This window comes from Aureimonas sp. OT7 (assembly GCF_014844055.1).
Classification (GTDB): domain Bacteria; phylum Pseudomonadota; class Alphaproteobacteria; order Rhizobiales; family Rhizobiaceae; genus Aureimonas; species Aureimonas altamirensis_A.
This window is the reverse complement of the sequence record NZ_CP062167.1, coordinates 2,099,789-2,121,708: the sequence shown is the minus strand read 5'-3', so window position 1 is coordinate 2,121,708 and position 21,920 is coordinate 2,099,789. Positions and strand designations below refer to the sequence as shown.

Below are 21,920 nucleotides of genomic sequence, written 5' to 3'. Positions count from 1 at the left end.
CTGCTATGCGAAACCGGCTCTGGTGATGCGCGGGGCGCGCAGCTACATTCCAACCATCGAAGCAACGGACCACCCGGACTTAAAGCTTCAATCGATTTAAACTCTAATACAGTCAAAGGCTGTTGGGTCATATGAACATCGTTCGCTCCTACGCCAGCTGGCGCCGTTACCGCGAGACCTGCACGGAACTTAACCGTCTCTCGCAGCGTGAACTTGCCGATCTCGGCATCTCCCGCGCGGATATTCCTTCGATCGCGAAGGCAGCTACGCGCTGAACTTGAAATTACCAGTTTTCGCCGCGGCTTCTCCTCCCAATAGCCGCTGCGAATAGAACCTGCGAACTCCTCCTCCCAAATCGCAGGTTTCCAAACGACACCCGCCGGTCCTCCCCCGGCGGGTGTTGTCGTTTTCGGGGGTAATGCTGTAGAGCATCCGCCATGGCACACAGACCCATCCACATCGTCGGCGGCGGCCTTGCCGGTTCGGAAGCCGCCTGGCAGATCGCCGAAGCGGGAATTCCCGTCATCATCCATGAAATGCGCGGCGTGCGCGGCACCGATGCGCACAAGACGGACGACCTGGCCGAGCTCGTCTGCTCCAACTCGTTCCGCTCCGACGATGCCGAGGGCAATGCCGTCGGCGTCCTGCATGCGGAGCTGCGCCTGGCCGGCAGCCTCATCATGCGCGCGGCGGACGCCAACCAGGTTCCGGCAGGCAGCGCCCTCGCCGTCGACCGCGACGGGTTCGCGCGTGCGGTCACGCAGGCGCTGGAAGCCCATCCGCTGGTGGACATTCGCCGCGAAGAGGTGACCGGCCTGCCACCCGCCGAGTGGGGCGGCGCCATCGTGGCGACCGGCCCCCTGACCGCCCCCGGCCTTGCCGACGCGATCGCGCGGGAAACCGGGGCGGATTCGCTCGCCTTCTTCGATGCCATCGCGCCCATCGTGCATTTCGAATCGATCGACATGGACAAGGCCTGGTTTCAAAGCCGGTACGACAAGGTCGGCCCCGGCGGCACCGGCAAGGATTACATCAACTGTCCCCTCGACAAGCCGACCTACGAGGCGTTCATCGCCGCCTTGCTGGAGGGCGACAAGACAGAGTTCCGCGAGTGGGAGGGGACGCCCTATTTCGACGGCTGCCTCCCCATAGAGGTCATGGCCGAACGCGGGCCGGAAACGCTGCGCCACGGCCCGATGAAGCCGATGGGGCTGACGAACGCACATCAGCCCGACATCAAGGCCTATGCCGTGGTGCAGTTGCGGCAGGATAACGCCCTCGGCACCCTCTACAACATGGTCGGATTTCAGACCAAACTGAAATATGCCGAGCAGGCACGCATCTTCCGCATGATCCCCGGCCTGGAGACCGCGGAGTTTGCAAGGCTGGGCGGCCTGCATCGCAACACCTACCTGAACTCGCCCGTCCTTCTGGACCAGACGCTGCGCCTCAAGGCGCGCCCCGATCTTCGGTTTGCAGGCCAGATCACCGGTTGCGAAGGCTATGTCGAATCGACGAGCGTCGGCCTGATGGCCGGGCGCTTCGCCATTGCGGAGGCTCTTGGCCGCGCGCCAACGCCGCCGCCGGTTACGACTGCCATGGGCGCCCTGCTGAACCATATCACCGGCGGGCATATCAGTACCGACGAAGAGCCCGGCAAGCGTTCGTTCCAGCCGATGAACATCAATTTCGGGCTGTTTCCGCCGATGGATGCGCCGAAGATCGAAGGCAAGCGTCTTCGCGGCAAGGAAAAGACCATTGCCAAGAAGAAGGCGATGGCGGGGCGCGCCCTGTCCGACTTCGCCGCCTGGAACGCGGCGCATACGCTGGCCGAGGCAAGCTAGGCGCGGGCCGCTACCGCCAGTCGGCCGCACGAAGCAGGATGGTCATCCGGCCGATTTGCGGCTGGCCGTCCACCAGACGCAGAAACTTCACATCGTAGAACAGGGTTTGCCCCGACGCCGCGGCCAACGTGCCGCGCTGAGGCGCACCCGGCCTTGCGGCGATCGCCTCCATGACCGGCGTCATCGCAAACCGGACCGGCGCCCCGCCGGAACGGCGCAGCACGAGGTCGCCGTCCTCGAAGCGGGCGGAAAAGTCCAGGCTGGCGTTGCCCGCCTCCCGGCCAAGGGCGACATCCGCCAGCACGAGATCGAACCCGCCCACCGGCAGGGCCGGTGCGGCAGGGGCATTATAGTCGCTGAAGGAAGGCACCGGAGCCGCCGGTTGCCGGACTGGCATCTGTGAGGTAACCGCCGCCGCGCCCCACGGACCGAAAAGCGAGGCTGCCAGCGCAACCGCCGGCAAGCCAAGGAACCAACGCGGATCGCCGCGCATGGCCGGCATGAACTGCATGACGCCGAGCATGGCGCAAACCACGCAGAACAGCGCCGCGTAGTACATCCCCAGCGACCACCCGCGCGCCGACTCGGCGCTGATCGCAAGCGTGAACAGCACCAGCGGCACAGGCAGGGCCATCGGCCAGAAGCGCCGCACGGCCCGCACCGCCCGCGGCGCCCGTGCCCCGTCGAAGGGCACCGACAGGAAGCGGACGAAGGCCAGATCGAGCAGGAGAACCGGCACGATCCAAACCATGTCGCGCACGGCCAGATCTCCGGTCACGACGACCCTGACCGCGTAGAGGTGCAGCACGATCAGCGCGGCGATCAGAAGGGGAACCGCCACGAAGCTCAGGAAATTGCGGGCCAGCCCCTCAAGACGGGCGGACGGCGGGCTCGTCCCGGCTTCCGGAAAGAGACCCAGGGTCGCCATGGGCCCAACCAGCAACAGCGCCGTCGCATAGACATGGGCATAGGTTTCCCAGCCCGGTCCGATGCCGAACAGCAGCCGAAACAGTTCGACCAGCAGCACCATGCCGGACACGAAGGCAAGCACCGCGACGAAGGCAAGGCCGAAGGCGGCAAAGCTGCGCAGCACGAAGCTCCACAGGCCGACCGGCTCGGACCTGCGGATAAACGGCATGACGAACAGGAACAGCAGCGAAGCGAGCTGGAGAACCGAGGAGGCGCCCTCGAACGGCTCATGAAGCCAGGCTATGCCGCCGGCCGCCACCCCTGTCGCGGCCGAGGCGGCATGCGAAACCGCGCGGGGACGCCCCGCGGCTGCCAAGGTGGACGACATGCCGACCGACCAGAGCACCGCAACGGACAGGGCCGCCAGAATGTGGCGCTGCTGGCTGCCGGACAACTCGCCGTAGCCCGCGATCCAGGCGTTGGAAAGCAGCGCCGCTACGACGAGACACAGGACGGTGAATGGAAACCGCGACACCGCGCCGCCGGCTGCGCTGAGGATGCGCGATGGCAGCGCCGTCAGGAACGCGGCCCGGCCGCCGTGTCTCATGGACACCATGTCTGCCCCTTCCCGAATGCATGTTCAGGCGCGCATGGCCCGCCAATAGCTCCACAGGCGATGCACCGCCGCAAACCGGGACTCGACATAGGGCCAACCGCCGCTGCGTTCCACCATGCGCAAGGCCGCATTATCGGCAAGGGCCGGCAGGAAGGCGGGCCTGATCGCGGGAGCGATTTGGGAAAGGCGGTCCGTGACGGCGTTGAGATGGTCCCGTGCATAAGCCGCCAGCGCCAGCCGTGCAGCCTCCAACCCCTCCGGCCCGGCCGCCGTGTCGCATGGACACCATGTCTGCCCCTTCCCGAATGCCTGTTCAGGCGCGCATGGCCCGCCAATAGCTCCACAGGCGATGCACCGCCGCGAACCGGGACTCGACATAGGGCCGACCGCCGCTGCGTTCCACCATGCGCAAGGCCTCATTATTGGCAAGGGCCGGCAGGAAGGCGGGCCTGATCGCGGCAGCGATTTGGGAAAGGCGGTCCGTGACGGCGTTGAGATGGTCCCGCGCATAAGCCGCCAGCGCCAGCCGTGCGGCCTCCAACCCCTCCGGCCCGGCCGCCCAGCCCCCATGGTCCGCGCCGGCGGCGGACAGAAGGTCGCCCGGAACGAAGCTCTGCCCCAGCCCTCGCAACCGGGGTTCGCACCGCAGAAGTCCGGCCGCAAGGGTTGCAACCCCGGCATGGCCGGCGGCATCGGCCACGACCGTATCGGGCCTGCCGCCGAGGATCATCGCCGCCAGCATGATGATTGTGGATGCCGTCTCGCCAGCATAGACCTCGAACTCGGCCCGCCCGGGCATCGGGTCGTCGTAAAGATCGAAGATGCGTGCGTCGAGATAGCGCTCGAAGGCATCGCGCGGCAGGTCGTATCGCCGGATCGTATCCTGCAGAGCATGCGCAACCGGCGCGCCCTGCCCTTCGTCCTGCGGGTCCGCCAACCGGTCCCGCCACCATTGCAGGCGGATTTCCCCCGGCAGGGGCTGGCTCACATGTGCGCGCACGCGCCCTGTCTCGATATCGAACGCATAGAGGGCCGCCAACGCATCCCTGCGGTCATCGGGCGCATAGGCCAGGGATACGGCGCGGTCGGCATCGCCCTCGTCGACCAGCCGGCGGCATTCGGCAAAATCGGCGGCAAGGCCCTCGTCCAAGGTCAGTCCACCGCGACGAGGGCGGCACCGACCGGGCGCCCCTCGAGAAGCATGATGTTGTAAGTGCGCACCGCGGCCCCTGTCGACATGGCGTCGCAAGACATGCCGGCGGCGTTGAAGCGGGCCGCCAGTGCGGCCGGGACGCGCCTGATGTCACTGCCCGTACCGAAAAGCATGAAGCGGATGTCCGTTTCTTCCAGCGCTCTCAACAGCCGCTCGCCGGAGAAGGGCGCCTCTGCCGTCCCCGTCCAGCCATAGAGGCCGGACGGCAGGCACAGGAGCGAACCACGATGCGACATGCCCGCAAAGCGGAAGCCGCCATTGCCGTAGGCGTCGATGGGCACCTGCCGCGGCAGGTGCGCATCGCGCGTTTCGGCGGTGTCGTGCGCCAAGGCTCAGGCTTCCTTTGCCGTGCCCGCGGACGCGGATTCGGCCTTGTCCATCGCGGCCTTTTCCGGCCGGAGCTTGAAGTAGATCAGCATCGGGCCGGCGATGAAGACCGACGAGTAGACGCCGACGATGACACCGACGATCATCGGAGCCACGAAGTTGCGGATCACGTCGCCGCCGAAGAAGTACAGTGCGACCAGGGCGAGGATCATGGTGGCGCCCGTCATGATCGTCCGGTTCAGCGTTTCGTTGAGCGACAGGTCGATCAGCGTATCCAGCGGCATCTTCTTGTACTTGCGCAAATTCTCGCGCATGCGGTCGAAGACGACGATGGTGTCGTTGAGCGAGTAGCCGACGATGGTCAGCACCGCGGCGATACTGGTGAGGTTGAATTCGGCCCGCATCAGCACGAAGAAGCCGATGGTCATGATCACGTCGTGCGCCGTGGACACGATGGCGCCGATGGCGAACTGCCATTCGAACCGCACCCAGACATAGACCATGATGCCGAACATGGCGCCGAGAATGCCAAGCACGGCCGCGATGGCCAACTCATTGGAAACGGATGGACCGACGACCTCCACTCGCTGGAAGTCGTAATCCGCCGACAGGGCCGCGCGCACGGCATTGATGCTGGTCTGCGGCGTCTCCTGGTCGACGCTCTGCGCCCCGAAGCGGATCAGCACATCGCGCGCGGAGCCGAACTCCTGCACCTGTGCCTCGCCTTCGATGATGGGCACGAGCGCCGCGCGGATGGCGGCGACGTCGGCCTCCGGCCCCTTGGACTGTGCCTCGATGACCGTGCCACCGGTAAAATCGATGCCGTAATTGAGACCCATCGTGGCCAGACCGCCGATGGATGCCAGCGACAGGATGATGGTGATGGCGAAACCGATACGGCGCACCGCCATGAAGCGCACATTCGTCTTCTCGGGAACGAAGGTGAAGAAGCCGCGATGCACTTCCTTGGGGCGACGGTGCTTGACCCAGAACGCGACCATCCAGCGCGTCAGGGTGATGGCGGTGAAGATGGTGGTGAGGATGCCGAGCGCCAGCGTGACGGCAAAGCCCCGCACGGGACCGGAGCCGAGGAAGAACAAGACCGCCGCCGCGATGAGCGAGGTTATGTTGGCATCCATGATCGTGCCGAACGCCTTGTGGAAGCCGGCGTCGATCGACTGGATCACCGAGCGGCCCTGTTTTCGCTCTTCCAGGATTCGCTCATAGATGAGCACGTTGGAGTCCACGGCCATGCCCATGGTGAGCACGATGCCCGCGATGCCCGGCAGGGTCAGCGTCGCGCCGAGGAACGACAGAAGCGCGACCAGCAGGACGATGTTGATGATCAGCGCGATGTTGGCGATGAGGCCAAGGAAGCCATAGGCCGCGAACATGAACACGATCACGAAGATGCCGCCGATCATGCCGGCCATCTGTCCGGCGGCGACGGAGTCCGCGCCAAGGCCAGGCCCGACGGTGCGCTCTTCCAGGATGTTCAGATTTGCAGGCAACGCGCCGGCGCGCAGGAGCACGGCCAGATCGTTGGCGGTCTGCACGGTGAAATTGCCCGAAATCTGCGCCTGCCCGCCCAGGATGGGCTCGCGGATATTGGGCGCCGACAGGACCTTGTCGTCGAGGACGATCGCGAAGGGACGCCCGACATTCTGCTGGGTGACCGCGCCGAAGCGTTGCGCGCCGCGCGAATCGAAGCGGATGTTGACCACGGCCGCGTTGGTCTGCTGGTCGAAGCCGGCCTGTGCATCGGTCAGGTTTTCGCCGGACACCATCACCTGGCGCTGCACCAGGATGGGCATCGCCGGATTATCGGTGGTGTAGAGCAACTGCGATCCGGCAGGCGCGGGCTGCTGGCCGGCCGCGACGGCCTCGGCCGAATGCTGCAGATCGACGAGGCGGAAGGTGAGCTGCGCGGTCTGGTTCAACAGGGCCTTCAGCCGGGCGGGATCCTGCAGGCCGGGTACCTGCACCATGATCCGGTCCACACCCTGCCGCTGGATGACGGGCTCGGTCGTACCGAGTTCGTCGACCCGGCGGCGTACCACCTCGATGGACTGGGAGACGGCCGTCGACAATCGGTGGTTGATGCCCTGCTCGGTCAGGGTCAGGCGGAAGGCGCCGGACTGCGGCTCGGTAAGATCGACCTCGGTGATCGTGCCGCCGGCCATCAAGCCTGACGAGACGGGATCGGTCAGGGGGCGAAGCGCGGTGCGGGCCGCGGCCGCCTGCGCCGGATCGCGCAAGCGGAACTCGACGCCGCCGTTCACCTCGCGCATGTCGGTGAAGCCGACATTGCCGTTGCGCAATTGCAGCTGCGCGTCGTCCCGCACGGAGTTGAGGCGCGCCGCCACCAGCGAGGCGCGATCGACCTCCAGCAGGATGTAGGAGCCACCCTGAAGGTCGAGGCCGAGGGTCATCGGCCTGTCGGGAAGCCAGTTCGGCATGGCGTCCAACTGGCGCTGGCTCAGGATGTTGGGAAGGGCGAAGAGAACGCCTATTGCAACGACCAACCAGATGAGAATGGATTTCCAGCGCGAGAAGTAGAGCATGGCCGTTCCGGGAAAGGGCTTTAAGCCGCCTGCGCGGCGCACACCGTATCAATGAATTGCTGAACGCAAGCGCCCGGGGTCGAGAACCCCGGGCTGTTCAACCGCTTGTCAGGCGGAACAAAGGCTATTTCGTGTTGGCCGCCGCAGGCTCGCCCTTCACGCGGACGTCGCCGATGGTCGACTGAAGCACGCGGATCTTGACCTGCTCGGAAATCTGCACCTCGACCTCGCCATTGTCGAGAACCTTGGTCACCTTGCCGATGATGCCGCCACCCGTCACCACCGTATCGCCGCGGCGGATGTTCCGCAGCATCTCGTCGCGCTTCTTCATCTGGCGGCGCTGCGGCCGGATGATGAGAAAATACATGATGGCGAAGACGGCCACGAAGGGCAGGATGGTGATGAGCAGGCTTTCCGTCCCGCCGGCGGCACCTGCGGTCTGGGCGTAAGCCGGGGATACGAACATGGTGTCTCCTGATCGATCAGTGTTCGAGGGTCTTTACGAAGTGGCCGCAATATACGAACGGTCGGTCCGAATGCAATAAGGCTGCGTCATAGTCCCATCGCGTCGGCGTGATGAGTGCCGCAACCGGATGTGAGCAGGAGTGCACAATCATGGATATCCACCGGCAACAGGACCTCGAATCGACGCTGTCGCGCATCGCGGCCGCGCTGGAGCGGATCGCCCCTGCCCCGGCCCGTGCGCCCGACCTTTCCATCGCCGACTGCTTCGTCTTCGAGCCGCCGATGACGCTGCGCCCGGTACCGCAGGTGAGCCGCGTACCGATATCGCTGCTGACCGGGATCGACCGCGCCCGCGACATCCTGCTGACCAATACACGGCGCTTCGCCGAGGGGCTGCCCGCCAACAACGCGCTCCTGTGGGGCGCACGCGGCATGGGCAAATCCTCCCTGGTGAAGGCGGTGCATGCCGAGGTGAATGCCACCGTGCCAGAGGCCCGGCTGAAGCTGATCGAAATTCACCGCGAGGACATCGACCACCTGCCGGCATTGATGGGCTTCCTGCGTGAGAGCCCTTACCGCATCGTCCTGTTTTGCGACGACCTCTCGTTCGACCATGACGACACCAGCTACAAATCGCTGAAGGCTGTCCTGGATGGCGGCGTCGAGGGAAGGCCCCGCAACGTCGTCTTTTATGCCACGTCGAATCGCCGGCATCTTCTGCCGCGCTCGATGATGGAGAACGAACAGTCCACGGCGATCTCGCCGGGCGAGGCCGTGGAAGAGAAGGTTTCCCTGTCCGACCGCTTCGGCCTGTGGATCGGCTTCCATGCCTGCTCGCAGGACGAGTATCTGGCCATGGTGGACGGCTATCTGGCCGCCTATGCGGTTCCGCATGACGCGCAGGATGCCCGGCGCGCGGCGCTGGAATGGTATACGACGCGGGGAAGCCGATCCGGACGCGTGGCCTGGCAGTTCGTGCAGGATTACGCTGCGGAACGCGGGCACCGTATCGACTGACGATGCGCGGACGAAAAAAGGCCCGGCTCGGGACGACGAGCCGGGCCGACGCTCCAACGGACGCAGTACGCTACTGGAGGTAGGTCATCGGGTTGACCGGGGACGAGTCCTTGCGCACTTCGAAGTGCAGCATGGGCGCGTCCGTATCGCCGGTCATGCCCGCCTTGGCGATATCCTGGCCACGACGCACATTCGCGCCCCGCTCGACCAGGATCTCGTCGGCATGGCCGTAGACGGTGACAAGGCCATTGTCGTGCTTGACGAGAACGGTCTTGCCGAATTCCTTCAGGCCCTCGCCCGCATAGATGACGACGCCGTTCTCGGCTGCCTTGACGGGCGTGCCACGCGGCACGGAAATGTTGAGGCCGTCATTGCGGCGGCTGCCGACCTTATCGCCGAAGCTCTTCACGACCCGCCCTTGGACCGGCCAGCGGAACTGCGAGATGCCGGTGGATTCAGGGGCCAGCGCCGCCGTCTGCTGCTCGGTCTGCTCCTCGACGGTCGTGCTTGCCACGGCCGCCGGCTGGCTTTGCTGCGGCTGGCTGGCTGGCGGTGTCTGCACCGGCGCTGCCGTAGCCTGCACCGGCGCCGTCTGGGCAGGGGTCGTGGCGGGCGCCGCGCTGGGGGTCACGCGCGCCGCCTGCTCCTGCAGCGTGCTGGGCGGCGTGCCCAGTGCGGCGACGCGGGTATTGGCTGCACCGGCATTGGCGCCGGCCGGAAGCTGCAGCACCTGGCCGATGCGGATGTTATCGGAGGTCAGGCCGTTTGCGGCGCGCAGGTCGGCGACGCTGACGCCGGCCCGCCGCGCGATCCCGCCGAGCGAGTCACCGGATTCTACCGTGATCCCGCCGCCAGAAGGCGCACGGGATGCCGTCTGGGCCGGGGCCACGGTCTGCGGCGCGGAGGCCGCTTGCGCGGCCGACGGCGGCGGCAGCTCGGACCGGCTTACGGGCGATCCGGCAGATGGCTGCGGCGTATAGGTGTCGCCGCCCTGCTGGCTCGGATAAGCGCCGTAGGCCGGCTGCTGCGGCGCCTGGGCATAAGCCGGCTGCTGCGGTGCGCTCTGCGGAATGGCCCCCGTATAGAAGCTGTCCTGCAGGCGGGTCGCGTCGCTGCTGCAACCGGCGACGGCTGTGGTGACGGCCAGCAGACCGGCAATGCGCATGATCTTGCCACGTGTCACTTTCAATTCGCCGAATATCATTTCCGTCCCCGTGCCTACGCCATCACAGTGGACACATAAGAGCGCGTTAATCTTACCGCACGGTTAAGCCCGGCAATTGATTACGAGGAAATTTGTTCAACTTCGGGAGAGAAGCGTCAAAACAGGCGCCTCAGAGGGCGGCTGCCTTGCCCGCCTTCAACGGCTGCCACCACACGGTCCCGACGACCGCCTCCTCCAGCCTGCTGCCTGCCTTCTCATGGCGCACCAGCCGTTGCATGCCGCCGCCGGGCCCGAGGGCGCACAGCAGCACCCCGTGCGAGGCCAACTGCTCGAAAAGCGGCTTCGGCACGCCGGGCATGGCCGCATGCACGATGATGCGGTCGTACGGGCCACCTTCGGCGTGGCCGCGCGCGCCATCCTCGTGCAGGAAGGTGATGTTTTCGAAGCCGAGCGCCTTCGCCCGCTCGCTCGCCTCGCGGTGCAGGGTGCGATACCGCTCCATCGTGGTGACGCGCGCGCCCAACCGCGCCAGCAGCGCGCTGCAATAGCCGCTGCCGGTCCCGATCTCCAGGATGCGGCTGTCCGGCTGCACCTTCAGCGCCATCAGGCAGCGTACCGTCAGTTCGGCGCTGGGCATCGTCTCTCCGCAGGGCAGCGGAAAGGACTGGGCGGCATAGAGATCGCCCCTCACGCCCGGCAGGAAGACGCGCCGAGGCACGGTTTCCAGCGCCGACAGCATCCGCCCGTCGGCCCCGAGGCGAGACCGCATGGACAGGAGGAAGGCCGCAAGCTGCTCGCGGTCCGCCTCGGTGCCGGGGCGCGCGCCGCGCGTGTCAGACAAAGAGGTTCTCCATCTCGCGGCGCATCGCGTGGTCGGTCAGGTCCAGTTGCAGCGGCGTCACCGAGATGCGGCCGTCGCGGATGGCGCCGATGTCGGAGTGCTCCATGTCTGCCCCCGCCTCGCGCCCGAACTTCAGCCAGTAATAGGGGAAGCCGCGCCCGTCGCGCCGCTCTTCCAGGCCCAGGCTGTAATCCAGCTTGCCCTGGCGCGTGACGGCCACGCCGGCCACCGCCTCTGGCGCCACCGGCGGAAAGTTGACGTTGACCAGCGTGCCCGGACGGAACGGTGCCGACAACAGCTTGCGGATCACGTCCGGGGCATGGCGCTCGGCCGTGTCCCAAAGGGTTTCCCTGTCCGACCCGGGCGTGAAGGCCTGGCTGAGCGCGATCGAACGCAGGCCCAGCATGGTGCCCTCGATGGCGCCGGCGACCGTACCGGAATAGGTCACGTCGTCGCACAGGTTCTGCCCCGCATTGACGCCGGACAGGACAAGATCCGGCGGCGCCGGCATCAGATGCTTGGCCGCCATGATGACGCAATCGGTCGGCGTGCCGGACAGGGCAAACCGCCGTTCGGCGATGCGGCGCAGGCGCAGTGGGGACGAAAGGGTCAACGAATGCGAAAGCCCGCTCTGGTCTGTCTCCGGCGCGACGATCCAAACATCGTCCGAGAGCTGTCCGGCAATCCGCTCCAGGACGGCCAGTCCCTCGGCATGGATGCCGTCATCGTTGGTCAGCAGTATTCTCATGAGCCTCAGGCGTCTTTCTCGATCCGGTCCAGGCCGCCCATATAGGGGCGTAATGCTTCAGGAATAATGATGCCGCCATCCGCGGTCTGGTAATTTTCCATGACGGCGATGAGCGCGCGTCCGACAGCCGTTCCGGAACCGTTCAAGGTGTGGACGTAGCGCGGCGGCTGCTTTTCCCCGGCCGGGCGATAACGCGCCTGCATGCGGCGCGCCTGGAAATCGCCGCAGACGGAGCATGACGAGATCTCGCGGAACGTATCCTGCCCCGGCAGCCAGACCTCGATGTCGTAGGTCTTGCGGGACGAAAAGCCCATGTCGCCCGTACACAGCGTCACGACGCGGTAATGCAGGCCCAGCATCTGCAGCACACGCTCCGCGCATTCGGTCATGCGCTCCAGTTCGGCGCCGGAGTTTTCCGGCGTCGTCACCGAGACGAGCTCGGCCTTGTAGAACTGGTGCTGGCGCAGCATGCCCTTGGTATCGCGCCCGGCGGAGCCCGCCTCGGAGCGGAAGGACGGCGTCAGGGCCGTCACGCGTAGCGGCAGCGCGGCCTCGTCCAGGATCTGCTCCCGGACGAGGTTGGTCAGCGATACCTCTGCCGTGGGAATCAACCAGCGGCCATCCGTCGTGTTGAAGAGGTCTTCCGAGAATTTCGGAAGCTGCCCGGTGCCGAACAGGGCCTCGTCCCGGACCAGCAAGGGCGGCGATACCTCCTGGTAGCCGAAATTGCCGGTGGAGTTGTCCAGCATGAACTGGCCGAGCGCGCGCTCGAGCCGCGCCAGCTTACCCCGCAATACGGTGAAGCGGGCGCCGGACATGCGTGCCGCCGCCTCGAAGTCCATCAGGCCGAGCGCCTCGCCGAGGTCGTAATGCTCCAGCGGCGTGAAATCGAACACGGGCTTGTCGCCCACGCGGCGCACTTCGACATTGTCGGCTTCATCCGCGCCCACCGGCACGTCATCCAGCGGGATGTTGGGAATCTGCGACAGGACGTCCTGCAGGTTGGCGTCGAGCCGGCGTTCCGTCTCCTCGCCCTCCTGCACCGCGCCCTTGATTTCGGCTACTTCGCGCATCAGCGCCTCGGCCCGCACGGAATCGCCCGCGCCCTTGGCCTTGCCGATGTCCTTGGAGACTTCGTTGCGGCGCCCCTGCAGTTCCTGCAGGCGGCGCAGATGATCGCGCCGCGCCTCGTCGAGACGGAGGATCTCGGCGGACAGCGGTGCTGCACCCCTGTCCTTCAAAGCCGCGTCGAGAGCCTCGGGATTATCCCGTATCCACTTGATGTCCAGCATGTCGCCCCACCGATCGCCCGATTGTCCGAGAAGGTGGAGCCCATGGCCGTCACATCAGCCCTGCGCCTCCCTTTGGGCGAGGCGTTCGGCACGCTTCTTCTCGATCATCCGGGCCGTAATGATGGAAATCTCGTAGAGAATGATGGTCGGTATCGCAAGGCCGATCTGGGACAGCGGATCGGGCGGCGTGATGACCGCCGCGACGATGAATGCGATGACGATCGCGTATTTGCGCTTCGATGCAAGGCCCGCGGCAGAGACGATGCCCGAGCGGACCAGCAGCGACGACACCACCGGTAGCTGGAACACCAGGCCGAAGGCGAAGATGAGCGTCATGATGAGCGACAGGTATTCCGAGACGCGCGGCAACAGCGCGATGGTGGCCTGCCCACCTCCGCCGGCCTGCTGCATGGACAGGAAGAACCACATCACCATCGGGGTGAAGAAGAAATAGACCAGCGCCGCGCCGATCAGGAACAGGATGGGCGTTGCGACCAGGAATGGCAGGAAAGCTTCCCGCTCGTCGCGGTAGAGGCCCGGCGCCACGAACTTGTAGAGCTGCATGGCGATGACCGGAAACGCCAGGAAGAAACCACCGAATGCCGCGATCTTGACCTGCGTGAAGAAGAACTCCTGCGGCGCGGTGTAGATGAGTTCGACCTTGGTCGCGTCCAGGCCGGCCCATGCCGTCCCGATCTGGTACGGAATGACGAGCAGGTTGAAGATCTGCTTGGCGAAGGCGAAGCAGAACAGGAAAGCGATGAAAAACCCGACAAGGCTCCAGATCAGGCGCCGTCGCAACTCGATCAGATGTTCGATCAGCGGTGCCGAGGAGGCCTCGATTTCATCCTGACCGCTCTTCATGCGACTTCTCCGGCATTGCGTCTTTGCGCGCCCGACCCGGCGGGCGCAGCCTCGGCAGCGGTGGCCGAAGGAGCCGCCTCGGCGGCGGTGGCCGAAGGTGCCCCATCGACGTTGTTGGCCGGTGTCCCGGACGGCGGCACCGCCGCGGCCGGATCGGCATCGTCCATGGGGCGCGCGCCCTCGTCAGCCGATGGGACCTTGGGCTGCGGCGCCTGCGTCGCGGCCTTGAGGGACGAGCGGATCTCGTCGCCGACCGACTTCATGGGGTTCATCGCCTTGCGGATGTCGTTTCTAGGGTCGAGCTTCTTGAGGTCGCTCGCAGCCTTGCGCACGTCCTCCATCTCGGCCTCACGCAGCGCATCGTCGAACTGCTTGCGGAAATCGCCCGCCATCCGCCGTAGCTGTGTCGTGACGCGCCCGAAGGTACGGAGCATGCCCGGCAGGTCCTTCGGGCCCACCACGACAATAAGGACGACTGCGATGACAAGCAGTTCCAGCCAACCGACTTCAAACATTGGGCGCCTAACGTAGCGGAGTATGCATTACCGGCCGGCGGGCCGAAGCCCGCCGAAGACACGGAGATCAGATACGCGTCTTTTCAGCCGTGGTGTCGCGATGGAGGATTTCGCCCTCCTGATGCTCCAGGTTACGGCGCTCCTGCACCGCCTCGGGCGTGTCCTCATCGGCCATGCCCTTCTTGAAGCTCTTGATGCCCTTGGCGACGTCGCCCATCAATTCGGGAATCTTGCCGCGACCGAACAGCAGCAAGACGACCGCAAGGACGATCAACCAATGCCAGATGCTGAGACTGCCCATTCTGCTCTCCTGGATGCGATTTCCAATGCCCCGCCGCCCGGCATGGCCTGACAACTTCAAACACCATTATCCATCACAGATCAACGCGAGATGGTGGCCGAAGAAGACTTAATACCGGACAGCGCGATGAAATTCTCGTTTACGGCGCGATCATGGCCAATAAACGACGGAGCCTCAGGCAACCGCCTCGACAAGCCCTTGATATTCCGACCAAACTTCCGCGACATCGGCATCCGCGGCCGCTGGCTGGCCAACCAGTGCCATCGCCCGCGCTGCGCGGCGCGCGGCCTGCCCCGAAAGAACGGGTACGGCGCCGGCCACCGCGCGCATCTCCGCCATATCGCCATTGCAATGCAGAACGATATCGCAGCCGGCTTCGATGGCCTGCGCCGACGATTCCGCGATCGGCGCCCTGAGCGCCTTCATTGAGATATCGTCGGTCATCAGAAGCCCGTCGAACCCTATGGTGCCGCGGATCGCCTCCGCGATCACGGTCGGCGACAGGGTTGCCGGCCTCGTCCGGTCGATCGACTCATAGAGGATGTGGGCGGTCATGGCGGCCGGCAGGTCGGCCAGGGCCTTGAAGGGCCGCATGTCCCCGGCCTCCAGCGCGGCCCGGTCGGCGTCCACATGCGGAAGGTCGTAGTGGCTGTCCACCTGGACGCGGCCATGGCCCGGAAGGTGCTTCATGACCGGCAGCACGCCCAGCGACAGCGCGCCCTCTGCCATTGCGCGGCCCAGCGCCGAGACGGCATCCGGATCGGCGGACAGCGCCCTGTCGCCGATAACGCTGTGCGCACCGTCGAAGGCGAGGTCGAGGCACGGGATACAGTCGGCATTGATGCCGTAGCGCCTCAGGTCCGCGGCCAGAAGACGGCCGTGCGCCCGCGCAGCGGCGATCCCGGCCTGCCTGTCTTTTTCATAGACACGCCCGAGAGCCTGCCCGGCCGGCAGCGCGCGGGCCATGGGCGGCTTGAGCCGCCGCACCCTTCCGCCTTCCTGGTCGATGAAGATCGGCAGGTCCGGCCCGTCGCCGAAGGCCTGCAGGCTTGCGCACAGGGCCGTCAACTGCCCGGCGCTTTCGACATTGCGGCCAAACAGGATGAAGCCCCATGGGCGCTCATCCGCGAAGAAAGCGCGCTCGTCCGGTGTCAGCTCGGTGCCCGAGCATCCGGATATCCAGGCCTTCCTGTCCATTCGCGTCAGCGTGTCACGAAGCATTCGGCCCCGGCGCGCTGCAACCGGCTGCAGACCTGCTCCGCTTCCGCGTAACTCGGTGCTTCGGCCCGGACGCGGTAGAAGGTGCCGCGATTCTCCACCGCGGCGGTCTGGATGCTGAGCCGCGAGCCGGACAGGATATTGGCATAGCGCAGCGAAGCATCGCGCAGGGCCTGCCGCGCCTGCGCCTCGCTCGGCTGGGCCGAGAGCTGAACGTAGAACCCCGATCCGGTCGGCGCCGCCGGCATCTGGGCCGGACGCGGCTCCGGCGCCAGGGCCGTGACCGTGGAGGCAGCCGAGGCGGATGGCCCCGGGCTTGGAGCCGGACGACGGGCGGGCGCCGGCGTCGGCACGACGCTCACCTCCGGCGGCAGAGCTTCGGCCGCCGGCGGCTCTACAGGAAGCGGCTGGGCCGGCATGGAGGCAGGCAAGGACACCTGGCCGGCCGCGAGTGCATCGCGCTCCGCCGTGGCGGAAGCGATCAGCGCGGCCATCGGGTCTTCGTCGGCCGGTGCCTGCCCGGCTGGCGATACGCCTTCGGGCGCCGGCGCCGCCGGTATCGGCGCCGCGGCCCCGACGATGGTTCCGTCCGGGCGCACCTCGACTGTGCGCACGCGGCGCGGCTCGAGCACGCCCGTGCGGCCCTCGGCCGACGAGGCCGCGCCATCGCCATCGCCGGAAAGCGCCGCCATCCGGGCATCGAGATCGTCGTCGTTCAACGGTATCTGGCTCTGGCCGATCGCCACGCCCGGCAACTCGAACGCATCCTCGGCCGAAATATCGACCGGCTCTTCCTCGGAGGCGATCAACGCCTCCTGGGTCGGAGCCGACGCACCCTGTCCGGCGTCGCGCTGGTAGACGGCCTTGTTCTGATTCGGAATCTCCCGTCCGCCCGGATCTTCCGGCCGGGTCTTGTAGGGCTGGGTATCGGCTGCGATCACCAGCGGTTCGCCGCTGCTGCCTCCGCTGCCGAACAGGCTGTTCCAGGCAATGGCCGCGACGATGCTGATGAGCGCGACACCGGCCACACCGGAAACGAAGGTGACACCGCGCTTGACGCCGCCGCCGACGGCAACGGGGCCAGGCCGGCGGTTGCGGCGACGGGCCACGGGCACGCCGCCCGCCAGCGCCGGGTCGTCGTCAGGCTGGGCGTAATCCTCGAGGCTTTCCGGCTCGTAAGCCGCGTCGGCATGGACGGCGCCGGCATCATTGTCGGTGAAGGCGATATCGTAATCGAAGGAGGCTGCCGCAGCTACGCCCGGGGCGGCCGAAGGACCCGCCCCCATGGCTGCCATCTCGCTGGCGATCAGCCTGTCGAAATCGTCCAGCACCGGGGCGGCCTCGGGCTGCTGCGCATAGGCGGAAACGTGCGAGGCCGGAACGAAGGACGCGGTTTCCGTCGGGGAAGCGTCACGCGGCTGGGCCGGCTCGCTGAGGTTGAACAGGGCCGCATCCATCTCGCGCGGCTGCTGCGTGCCTGCGGCACGCGGCGCTGGGGCGCGGTCGGCCACGGCGCGCGGCTCCACCGGCACGTCACCGGATGCCTGCGGGGTCGCCCGACTGATGAAGCGAGAAACTGGCGGTTCCCTCACGCTGACTCCTACATGCCCTGGTGGGAGAGAAGCCACGCCGATGGCAGATCAGGGCGGCGGCACAAGCCGGCACACTTACTGGCCTTGCCTTGAGGCGGGATCCCCTTCCCGGCCCGCCTGCCAGCGGCAAGCGGAACTTTCGCTAACAATACAACGCGCTAGGGGATGATCTTGGTGAAAACATGATGGCCCGTCAGCGCATTTCCCGTGGTGCGGACACGCCAACCAGCGCAAGCCCACGGCCGATGACGAGCGCAACAGCCTGTACAAGCCCGAGGCGCGCCTTGGTCAATATCGGATCGTCAGACCTAACAAAGCGTAAATCCGGTTGATCCTTGCCGCGATTATACTGGCTGTGGAACGTTTGCGCGACGTCGTACAGGTAGAATGCGACGCGATGCGGCTCCTTGGCTTCCGCCGCCTGCCGGACGAGGCGCGGGAACTCGGCCAGCTTGCGGATCAGCGCCAGCTCGCTGTCGTCGGAAAGACGCCCGATGGTCTCGCCATCCAGCGACGAGAAGTTGATATCCGAAATCCCCTCCGCCTCGGCCTGCCGCATGATGGAGGCTGTCCGGGCATAGGCATACTGCACATAGAAGACGGGATTCTCGCGCGATTGCTCGGTCACCTTCTGGAAGTCGAAATCCAGCGGCGCGTCGCTCTTGCGGAACAGCATCATGAAGCGCACGGGATCGCGCCCAACCTCGGCCACCACGTCGGCCAGGGTGACGAAGTCGCCGGCGCGCTTCGACATGCGGACCGGCTCGCCGTTGCGGAACAGCTTGACGAGCTGGCACAGCACGACATCGAGCTTCGCCTTGCCACCGGAAACGGCACGGGCGACGGCTTCCAGACGCTTGACGTACCCGCCATGGTCGGCGCCCAGCACATAGACCATCTCGTCGAAACCCCGCGCGAACTTGTCGGCAAAGTAGGCGACGTCGGCCGCGAAGTAGGTGTAGCTGCCATCCGACTTGACCAGCGGGCGATCCATGTCGTCCCCCACTTCGGTCGAGCGGAACAGGGTCTGCTCGCGGTCTTCCCAGTCCTCAGGCGCCTGCCCCTTCGGCGGCGGCAGCGTACCCTGATAGACAAAGCCCCGTTCGCGCAGGGCCTCGATGGCGGCGGCGATGCGCCCGCCATTGTCCGCGTGCAGCGTGCGCTCCGAGAAGAAGACGTCATGCTCTATGCCAAGGAGCTTCAGGTCATCGCGGATCGACATCATCATCGCGTCGATCGAATAGTCCGATACGATCGGCAGCCATTCGGCTTCGGGCATGTCGAGGAGCGTGCGCTGGTAGCGGATCGCCAGCGCCACACCCACGGCCTTCAGGTAGTCGCCCGGATAGAGCCCTGCCGGGATCTCCCCGATGCTCTCGCCCAGCGCCTCGCGGTAGCGCAGATAGGCCGACCGCGCCAGCACGCCGATCTGCGCACCCGCGTCGTTTATATAGTATTCCTTGGCCACCTCGTCGCCGGCAAAGGCGCCGATATTGGCGATGGCGTCCCCCACCACCGCACCCCGGCAATGGCCGACATGCAGGGGGCCGGTCGGGTTGGCGGACACGTATTCGACATTCACGCGGCGCCCCGTCGGAGCCCCGCGCCCATAATCCTCGCCCAGCGCCAGAAGCTGCCCGAGATGGCGGTGCCAGTAGGCCGGCGTCAGGCGCAGATTGATGAAGCCGGGGCCGGCGACTTCGGCGGTCACCACATCGGCATCCTGGCGCAACTGCGCGGCAAGCTCTTCCGCCAGTTCGCGCGGCTTGCGACCCAGCGGCTTGGCCAGCACCATCGCGGCGTTCGTCGCCAGATCGCCATGGCTCGGATCGCGCGGGGGCTCTACCGTGACGCGCGCCAGCTCCGCCTCGGAGAGCTGCGCGGATGCGTTGACGGAGGCGACGGCACTGCGCACCCGCGCCTCGAAATCGGTAAAGACGTTCATGACGTTCCCAGCCTGTTCAGACCGGCGCGCCTATCGCAAATCGACGGTTTCGTCAAACAGACGGCGGTATTCCGCAAGCGCGTAGGTGTCCGTCATTCCGGCAAGATAATCGGCCACGGTCCGGGCGCCGGTGCCGGCGGCGGTGGCATCCTCGCCGGCCCACCCCTTTCCCATCTCGTGCGGCGCGGCGAGATAGGCCGCAAACAGCCGCTCGACCACACCTTCGGCACGTCGCATGACGCGCATCACCGTTTCATCGCGATAGACCCTGCGAAACAGGAAACGTCGCGTTTCATCGACGGCCTGTCGCATCGTGTCGGAAAAGGCCACGATTTCGCGCGTATTGTCGCGGACATCGTCGAGCGAGCCTATCTTGTCCTGGCGCAGCCGCAGCACCGTCTCGGACAGGACGTCCTCCACCATGCGGGTGATATGCCGCCGCATGATCTCGTGCCCCATCCGCGCCGAAGAAAGGTCGGGCCAGGCCTGACGCACCTCGGCCAGGATGGAGCCGGCCAGGGGCAGTTCCCGCAGGTCGTCCAGGGCGATCAGCCCGGCCCTGAGGCCATCGTCCAGATCGTGGGTGTTGTAGGCGATATCGTCCGAAATCGCTGCGGCCTGGGCCTCAAGGCTGGCGAACCGGCCGAGATCCAGCGGAAAGACGGCATCGAACTGCAGGATGGGCGGCGCAACCGGACCGCCGCCGGAGTGCGGACCGGTCAGCGGACCGTTATGCTTGACCAGCCCCTCGAGCGTTTCGAATGTCAGGTTGAGCCCGTCGAAGGCCGCATAATGGCGCTCCAGCGCGGTCACGATCCGCAAAGTCTGCGCATTGTGGTCGAACCCGCCTTCCCCGGCCATGCACCGGTCCAACGCGCGTTCCCCGGCATGGCCGAACGGCGTGTGGCCGAAATCATGCGCAAGGGCCAGCGCCTCGGTCAGATCCTCGTCGAGCCGCAGCGCACGGGCCAGCGCCCGCGCAATCTGTGAAACCTCGATCGTATGCGTCAGGCGGGTGCGGAAATGGTCCCCCTCGTGCGAGACGAAGACCTGCGTCTTGTGCTTGAGACGGCGGAACGCGGTGGAGTGCACGATGCGGTCGCGATCGCGCTGGAACGGCGTGCGCGTCGGGCTGGCCGCCTCCGCGACGAGCCGCCCGCGAGAGCTGGCTGCGTGCGCGGCAAAGGATGCCAGCGGCTCGCGTCCGAACCCGTGCCCAAGTTCCTGCACCATCGGCTCCCCTTCGGTTGCGGCGCACAGGCCGCCGGCGCGCCGTTGACCCGGCGCTGGGCCGTCCATACTTTAGGAGCGTTGTTCCAACAAGAAGAGGCCGGGGCAGATTCCCCGGATACGTCCATGAGCGACGGCACCACGGTTCAGGTATCGGACTCTGCCATCAAGCGCATTTCCAGCATCCTCAAATCTGCCGGTGGCGCCAACGCATTGCGCATATCGGTGGAAGGCGGAGGCTGCTCCGGCTTTTCGTACAAGTACGACCTCACCGAAGCGGGCGAGCCCGACGATCTCGTCATCGAACGGGATGGCGCCCGCGTGTTGATCGACCAGATATCCCTTCCCTATCTGGAAGGCTCGGTCGTGGATTTCGTGGACGACCTGATGGGGCAATCCTTCCAGATCCGCAATCCGAATGCCGTCGCGTCCTGCGGCTGTGGGACGAGCTTCTCCATATGACGCTGGTCGCGACCTGGAACATCAACGGCGTCAAGGCCAGGATCGACGCGCTTCTGGCGTGGCTTGGCGAGCGCAAGCCCGACATCGCCTGCCTGCAGGAGATCAAGAGCGTCGACGAAGGGTTTCCCCGCAGCGAGATCGAGGCGCTTGGCTACCACGTCGAGACCCACGGTCAGAAAGGGTTCAACGGCGTCGCCATCCTGTCACGCCAGGCGCCGCTCGAAATGGGCGCCGAAAGGGGCCTGCCCGGCGGAGACGACGATGTGCAGTCGCGGTTCATCGAAGGGCTGTTCCCGCTTCCGAACGGCGGCCGCATCCGGGTTTCCTGCCTGTATCTGCCGAACGGCAATCCGATGGGCACGGAAAAATTCGACTACAAGCTGGCCTGGATGCGCCGGCTCGAGGCACATGCCGCCCGGCGGCTGGAAGAAGAAATTCCCTTCGTGATGGCGGGGGATTACAACATCATTCCGGAGCCGAAAGACGCGAAAAATCCGGCTGCATGGGTGAATGACGCGCTTTTCCAGCCGGAAAGCCGGGCTGCCTACCGCCGCCTCGTCAACCTTGGCATGACGGACGCCGTCCGCGCCACGACCGACCGGAAGGAGGTTTTCACCTTCTGGGATTATCAGGCCGGCGCCTGGCAGAAGAACAACGGGATCCGGATCGACCATTTGCTTCTGTCGCCGGAAGCGGCATCGCGGCTGCGCTCGGTGGGAATCGACGCGTATGTCCGCGGATGGGAGAAACCCTCCGACCACGTTCCCGTGGTGGCGCAGTTTCACTGAGAAG

The 21,920-nt window shown here is 66.1% G+C and carries 22 protein-coding genes; 5 read left to right on the top strand and 17 right to left on the bottom strand.

All coding sequences use genetic code 11. The features are described 5' to 3' along the window. The first annotated feature begins 131 nt into the window (after positions 1-131). Positions 132-275 carry a DUF1127 domain-containing protein gene (locus IGS74_RS10200; RefSeq protein ID WP_073469294.1) on the top strand — a complete coding sequence of 48 codons (144 nt, stop codon included), beginning with the start codon at positions 132-134 and terminating at the stop codon, positions 273-275. A gap of 162 nt (positions 276-437) precedes the next feature. Next, complete coding sequence (gene trmFO / locus IGS74_RS10195) at positions 438-1,844, top strand: methylenetetrahydrofolate--tRNA-(uracil(54)-C(5))-methyltransferase (FADH(2)-oxidizing) TrmFO (protein ID WP_192386052.1); 1,407 nt, start codon at positions 438-440, stop codon at positions 1,842-1,844. Positions 1,845-1,854: 10 nt separating this feature from the next. Here the strand turns inward: trmFO and IGS74_RS10190 are convergent, their stop codons facing one another. The 6 genes from IGS74_RS10190 to yajC all read right to left on the bottom strand — a co-directional run bounded on the left by IGS74_RS10190 (position 1,855) and on the right by yajC (position 7,939). Then, positions 1,855-3,369, bottom strand: a complete 1,515-nt coding sequence (locus IGS74_RS10190; RefSeq protein ID WP_192386051.1) for a DUF4153 domain-containing protein — start codon at positions 3,367-3,369, stop codon at positions 1,855-1,857. 24 nt (positions 3,370-3,393) lie between these two features. After that, a complete protein-coding gene (locus IGS74_RS10185; protein WP_192386050.1) occupies positions 3,394-3,621 on the bottom strand; it encodes a hypothetical protein in 228 nt (75 codons plus the stop codon). 61 nt (positions 3,622-3,682) lie between these two features. After that, complete coding sequence (locus tag IGS74_RS10180; protein WP_192386049.1) at positions 3,683-4,519, bottom strand: phytoene/squalene synthase family protein; 837 nt, start codon at positions 4,517-4,519, stop codon at positions 3,683-3,685. Between the two features lie 2 nt (positions 4,520-4,521). Continuing rightward, positions 4,522-4,911, bottom strand: coding sequence for an MTH938/NDUFAF3 family protein (locus IGS74_RS10175; RefSeq protein WP_039190051.1), 390 nt, complete (start codon positions 4,909-4,911; stop codon positions 4,522-4,524). A gap of 3 nt (positions 4,912-4,914) precedes the next feature. Continuing rightward, positions 4,915-7,473 (bottom strand): protein translocase subunit SecD, encoded by a 2,559-nt coding sequence (secD, locus tag IGS74_RS10170; protein WP_192386048.1) that lies wholly within the window; start codon positions 7,471-7,473, stop codon positions 4,915-4,917. 124 nt (positions 7,474-7,597) lie between these two features. Further along, a complete protein-coding gene (gene yajC, locus IGS74_RS10165; protein WP_039190044.1) occupies positions 7,598-7,939 on the bottom strand; it encodes a preprotein translocase subunit YajC in 342 nt (113 codons plus the stop codon). Positions 7,940-8,088: 149 nt separating this feature from the next. Between yajC and IGS74_RS10160 the strand changes: the two genes are divergently transcribed. Continuing rightward, on the top strand, positions 8,089-8,955 hold the full coding sequence (locus IGS74_RS10160) for an ATP-binding protein (RefSeq protein ID WP_192386047.1): 867 nt from the start codon (positions 8,089-8,091) through the stop codon (positions 8,953-8,955). Between the two features lie 70 nt (positions 8,956-9,025). Here the strand turns inward: IGS74_RS10160 and IGS74_RS10155 are convergent, their stop codons facing one another. The 11 genes from IGS74_RS10155 to IGS74_RS10105 all read right to left on the bottom strand — a co-directional run bounded on the left by IGS74_RS10155 (position 9,026) and on the right by IGS74_RS10105 (position 20,669). Then, entirely contained in the window at positions 9,026-10,138 is a 1,113-nt protein-coding gene (locus tag IGS74_RS10155) for a peptidoglycan DD-metalloendopeptidase family protein (RefSeq protein ID WP_246722522.1), read from the bottom strand. 151 nt (positions 10,139-10,289) lie between these two features. After that, on the bottom strand, positions 10,290-10,961 hold the full coding sequence (locus IGS74_RS10150) for a methyltransferase domain-containing protein (protein ID WP_192386045.1): 672 nt from the start codon (positions 10,959-10,961) through the stop codon (positions 10,290-10,292). After that, on the bottom strand, positions 10,954-11,709 hold the full coding sequence (surE, locus tag IGS74_RS10145; protein ID WP_192386044.1) for a 5'/3'-nucleotidase SurE: 756 nt from the start codon (positions 11,707-11,709) through the stop codon (positions 10,954-10,956). Before surE ends, IGS74_RS10150 begins: the two co-directional genes overlap by 8 nt. Positions 11,710-11,714: 5 nt before the next feature. Further along, on the bottom strand, positions 11,715-13,001 hold the full coding sequence (serS, locus tag IGS74_RS10140) for a serine--tRNA ligase (RefSeq protein ID WP_192386043.1): 1,287 nt from the start codon (positions 12,999-13,001) through the stop codon (positions 11,715-11,717). Between the two features lie 54 nt (positions 13,002-13,055). Then, on the bottom strand, positions 13,056-13,865 hold the full coding sequence (gene tatC, locus IGS74_RS10135; protein WP_039190032.1) for a twin-arginine translocase subunit TatC: 810 nt from the start codon (positions 13,863-13,865) through the stop codon (positions 13,056-13,058). Continuing rightward, positions 13,862-14,380 carry a Sec-independent protein translocase protein TatB gene (gene tatB / locus IGS74_RS10130; protein WP_192386042.1) on the bottom strand — a complete coding sequence of 173 codons (519 nt, stop codon included), beginning with the start codon at positions 14,378-14,380 and terminating at the stop codon, positions 13,862-13,864. The genes tatC and tatB overlap by 4 nt, the downstream gene beginning before the upstream one ends. A 67-nt stretch (positions 14,381-14,447) precedes the next feature. Next, positions 14,448-14,681, bottom strand: coding sequence for a twin-arginine translocase TatA/TatE family subunit (locus tag IGS74_RS10125; protein ID WP_060607153.1), 234 nt, complete (start codon positions 14,679-14,681; stop codon positions 14,448-14,450). Positions 14,682-14,855: 174 nt separating this feature from the next. After that, complete coding sequence (nagZ, locus tag IGS74_RS10120; RefSeq protein ID WP_192386041.1) at positions 14,856-15,878, bottom strand: beta-N-acetylhexosaminidase; 1,023 nt, start codon at positions 15,876-15,878, stop codon at positions 14,856-14,858. Between the two features lie 5 nt (positions 15,879-15,883). Continuing rightward, positions 15,884-17,491, bottom strand: coding sequence for an SPOR domain-containing protein (locus IGS74_RS10115; protein ID WP_192386040.1), 1,608 nt, complete (start codon positions 17,489-17,491; stop codon positions 15,884-15,886). 193 nt (positions 17,492-17,684) lie between these two features. Continuing rightward, entirely contained in the window at positions 17,685-19,436 is a 1,752-nt protein-coding gene (argS, locus tag IGS74_RS10110; protein WP_192386039.1) for an arginine--tRNA ligase, read from the bottom strand. 30 nt (positions 19,437-19,466) lie between these two features. Continuing rightward, entirely contained in the window at positions 19,467-20,669 is a 1,203-nt protein-coding gene (locus IGS74_RS10105) for a deoxyguanosinetriphosphate triphosphohydrolase (RefSeq protein ID WP_192386038.1), read from the bottom strand. 123 nt (positions 20,670-20,792) lie between these two features. On the opposite strand from IGS74_RS10105, the gene IGS74_RS10100 reads away from it, so the two are divergent. Beyond that, positions 20,793-21,128 carry an iron-sulfur cluster assembly accessory protein gene (locus tag IGS74_RS10100; RefSeq protein ID WP_039190017.1) on the top strand — a complete coding sequence of 112 codons (336 nt, stop codon included), beginning with the start codon at positions 20,793-20,795 and terminating at the stop codon, positions 21,126-21,128. Beyond that, positions 21,125-21,916 (top strand): exodeoxyribonuclease III, encoded by a 792-nt coding sequence (gene xth / locus IGS74_RS10095; protein WP_192386037.1) that lies wholly within the window; start codon positions 21,125-21,127, stop codon positions 21,914-21,916. Before IGS74_RS10100 ends, xth begins: the two co-directional genes overlap by 4 nt. Positions 21,917-21,920 lie beyond the last annotated feature (4 nt).

What these genes read in the sequence shown, in the direction of transcription:
- tatC (WP_039190032.1), bottom strand. Translation starts at nt 13,865, where the DNA reads ATGAAGAGCGGTCAGGATGAAATCGAGGCCTCCTCGGCACCGCTGATC.
- surE (WP_192386044.1), bottom strand. Translation starts at nt 11,709, where the DNA reads ATGAGAATACTGCTGACCAACGATGACGGCATCCATGCCGAGGGACTG.
- secD (WP_192386048.1), bottom strand. Translation starts at nt 7,473, where the DNA reads ATGCTCTACTTCTCGCGCTGGAAATCCATTCTCATCTGGTTGGTCGTT.
- tatB (WP_192386042.1), bottom strand. Translation starts at nt 14,380, where the DNA reads ATGTTTGAAGTCGGTTGGCTGGAACTGCTTGTCATCGCAGTCGTCCTT.
- IGS74_RS10200 (WP_073469294.1), top strand. Translation starts at nt 132, where the DNA reads ATGAACATCGTTCGCTCCTACGCCAGCTGGCGCCGTTACCGCGAGACC.
- xth (WP_192386037.1), top strand. Translation starts at nt 21,125, where the DNA reads ATGACGCTGGTCGCGACCTGGAACATCAACGGCGTCAAGGCCAGGATC.
- nagZ (WP_192386041.1), bottom strand. Translation starts at nt 15,878, where the DNA reads ATGGACAGGAAGGCCTGGATATCCGGATGCTCGGGCACCGAGCTGACA.
- IGS74_RS10125 (WP_060607153.1), bottom strand. Translation starts at nt 14,681, where the DNA reads ATGGGCAGTCTCAGCATCTGGCATTGGTTGATCGTCCTTGCGGTCGTC.
- trmFO (WP_192386052.1), top strand. Translation starts at nt 438, where the DNA reads ATGGCACACAGACCCATCCACATCGTCGGCGGCGGCCTTGCCGGTTCG.
- serS (WP_192386043.1), bottom strand. Translation starts at nt 13,001, where the DNA reads ATGCTGGACATCAAGTGGATACGGGATAATCCCGAGGCTCTCGACGCG.
- argS (WP_192386039.1), bottom strand. Translation starts at nt 19,436, where the DNA reads ATGAACGTCTTTACCGATTTCGAGGCGCGGGTGCGCAGTGCCGTCGCC.
- IGS74_RS10100 (WP_039190017.1), top strand. Translation starts at nt 20,793, where the DNA reads ATGAGCGACGGCACCACGGTTCAGGTATCGGACTCTGCCATCAAGCGC.
- yajC (WP_039190044.1), bottom strand. Translation starts at nt 7,939, where the DNA reads ATGTTCGTATCCCCGGCTTACGCCCAGACCGCAGGTGCCGCCGGCGGG.
- IGS74_RS10190 (WP_192386051.1), bottom strand. Translation starts at nt 3,369, where the DNA reads ATGGTGTCCATGAGACACGGCGGCCGGGCCGCGTTCCTGACGGCGCTG.
- IGS74_RS10160 (WP_192386047.1), top strand. Translation starts at nt 8,089, where the DNA reads ATGGATATCCACCGGCAACAGGACCTCGAATCGACGCTGTCGCGCATC.
- IGS74_RS10105 (WP_192386038.1), bottom strand. Translation starts at nt 20,669, where the DNA reads ATGGTGCAGGAACTTGGGCACGGGTTCGGACGCGAGCCGCTGGCATCC.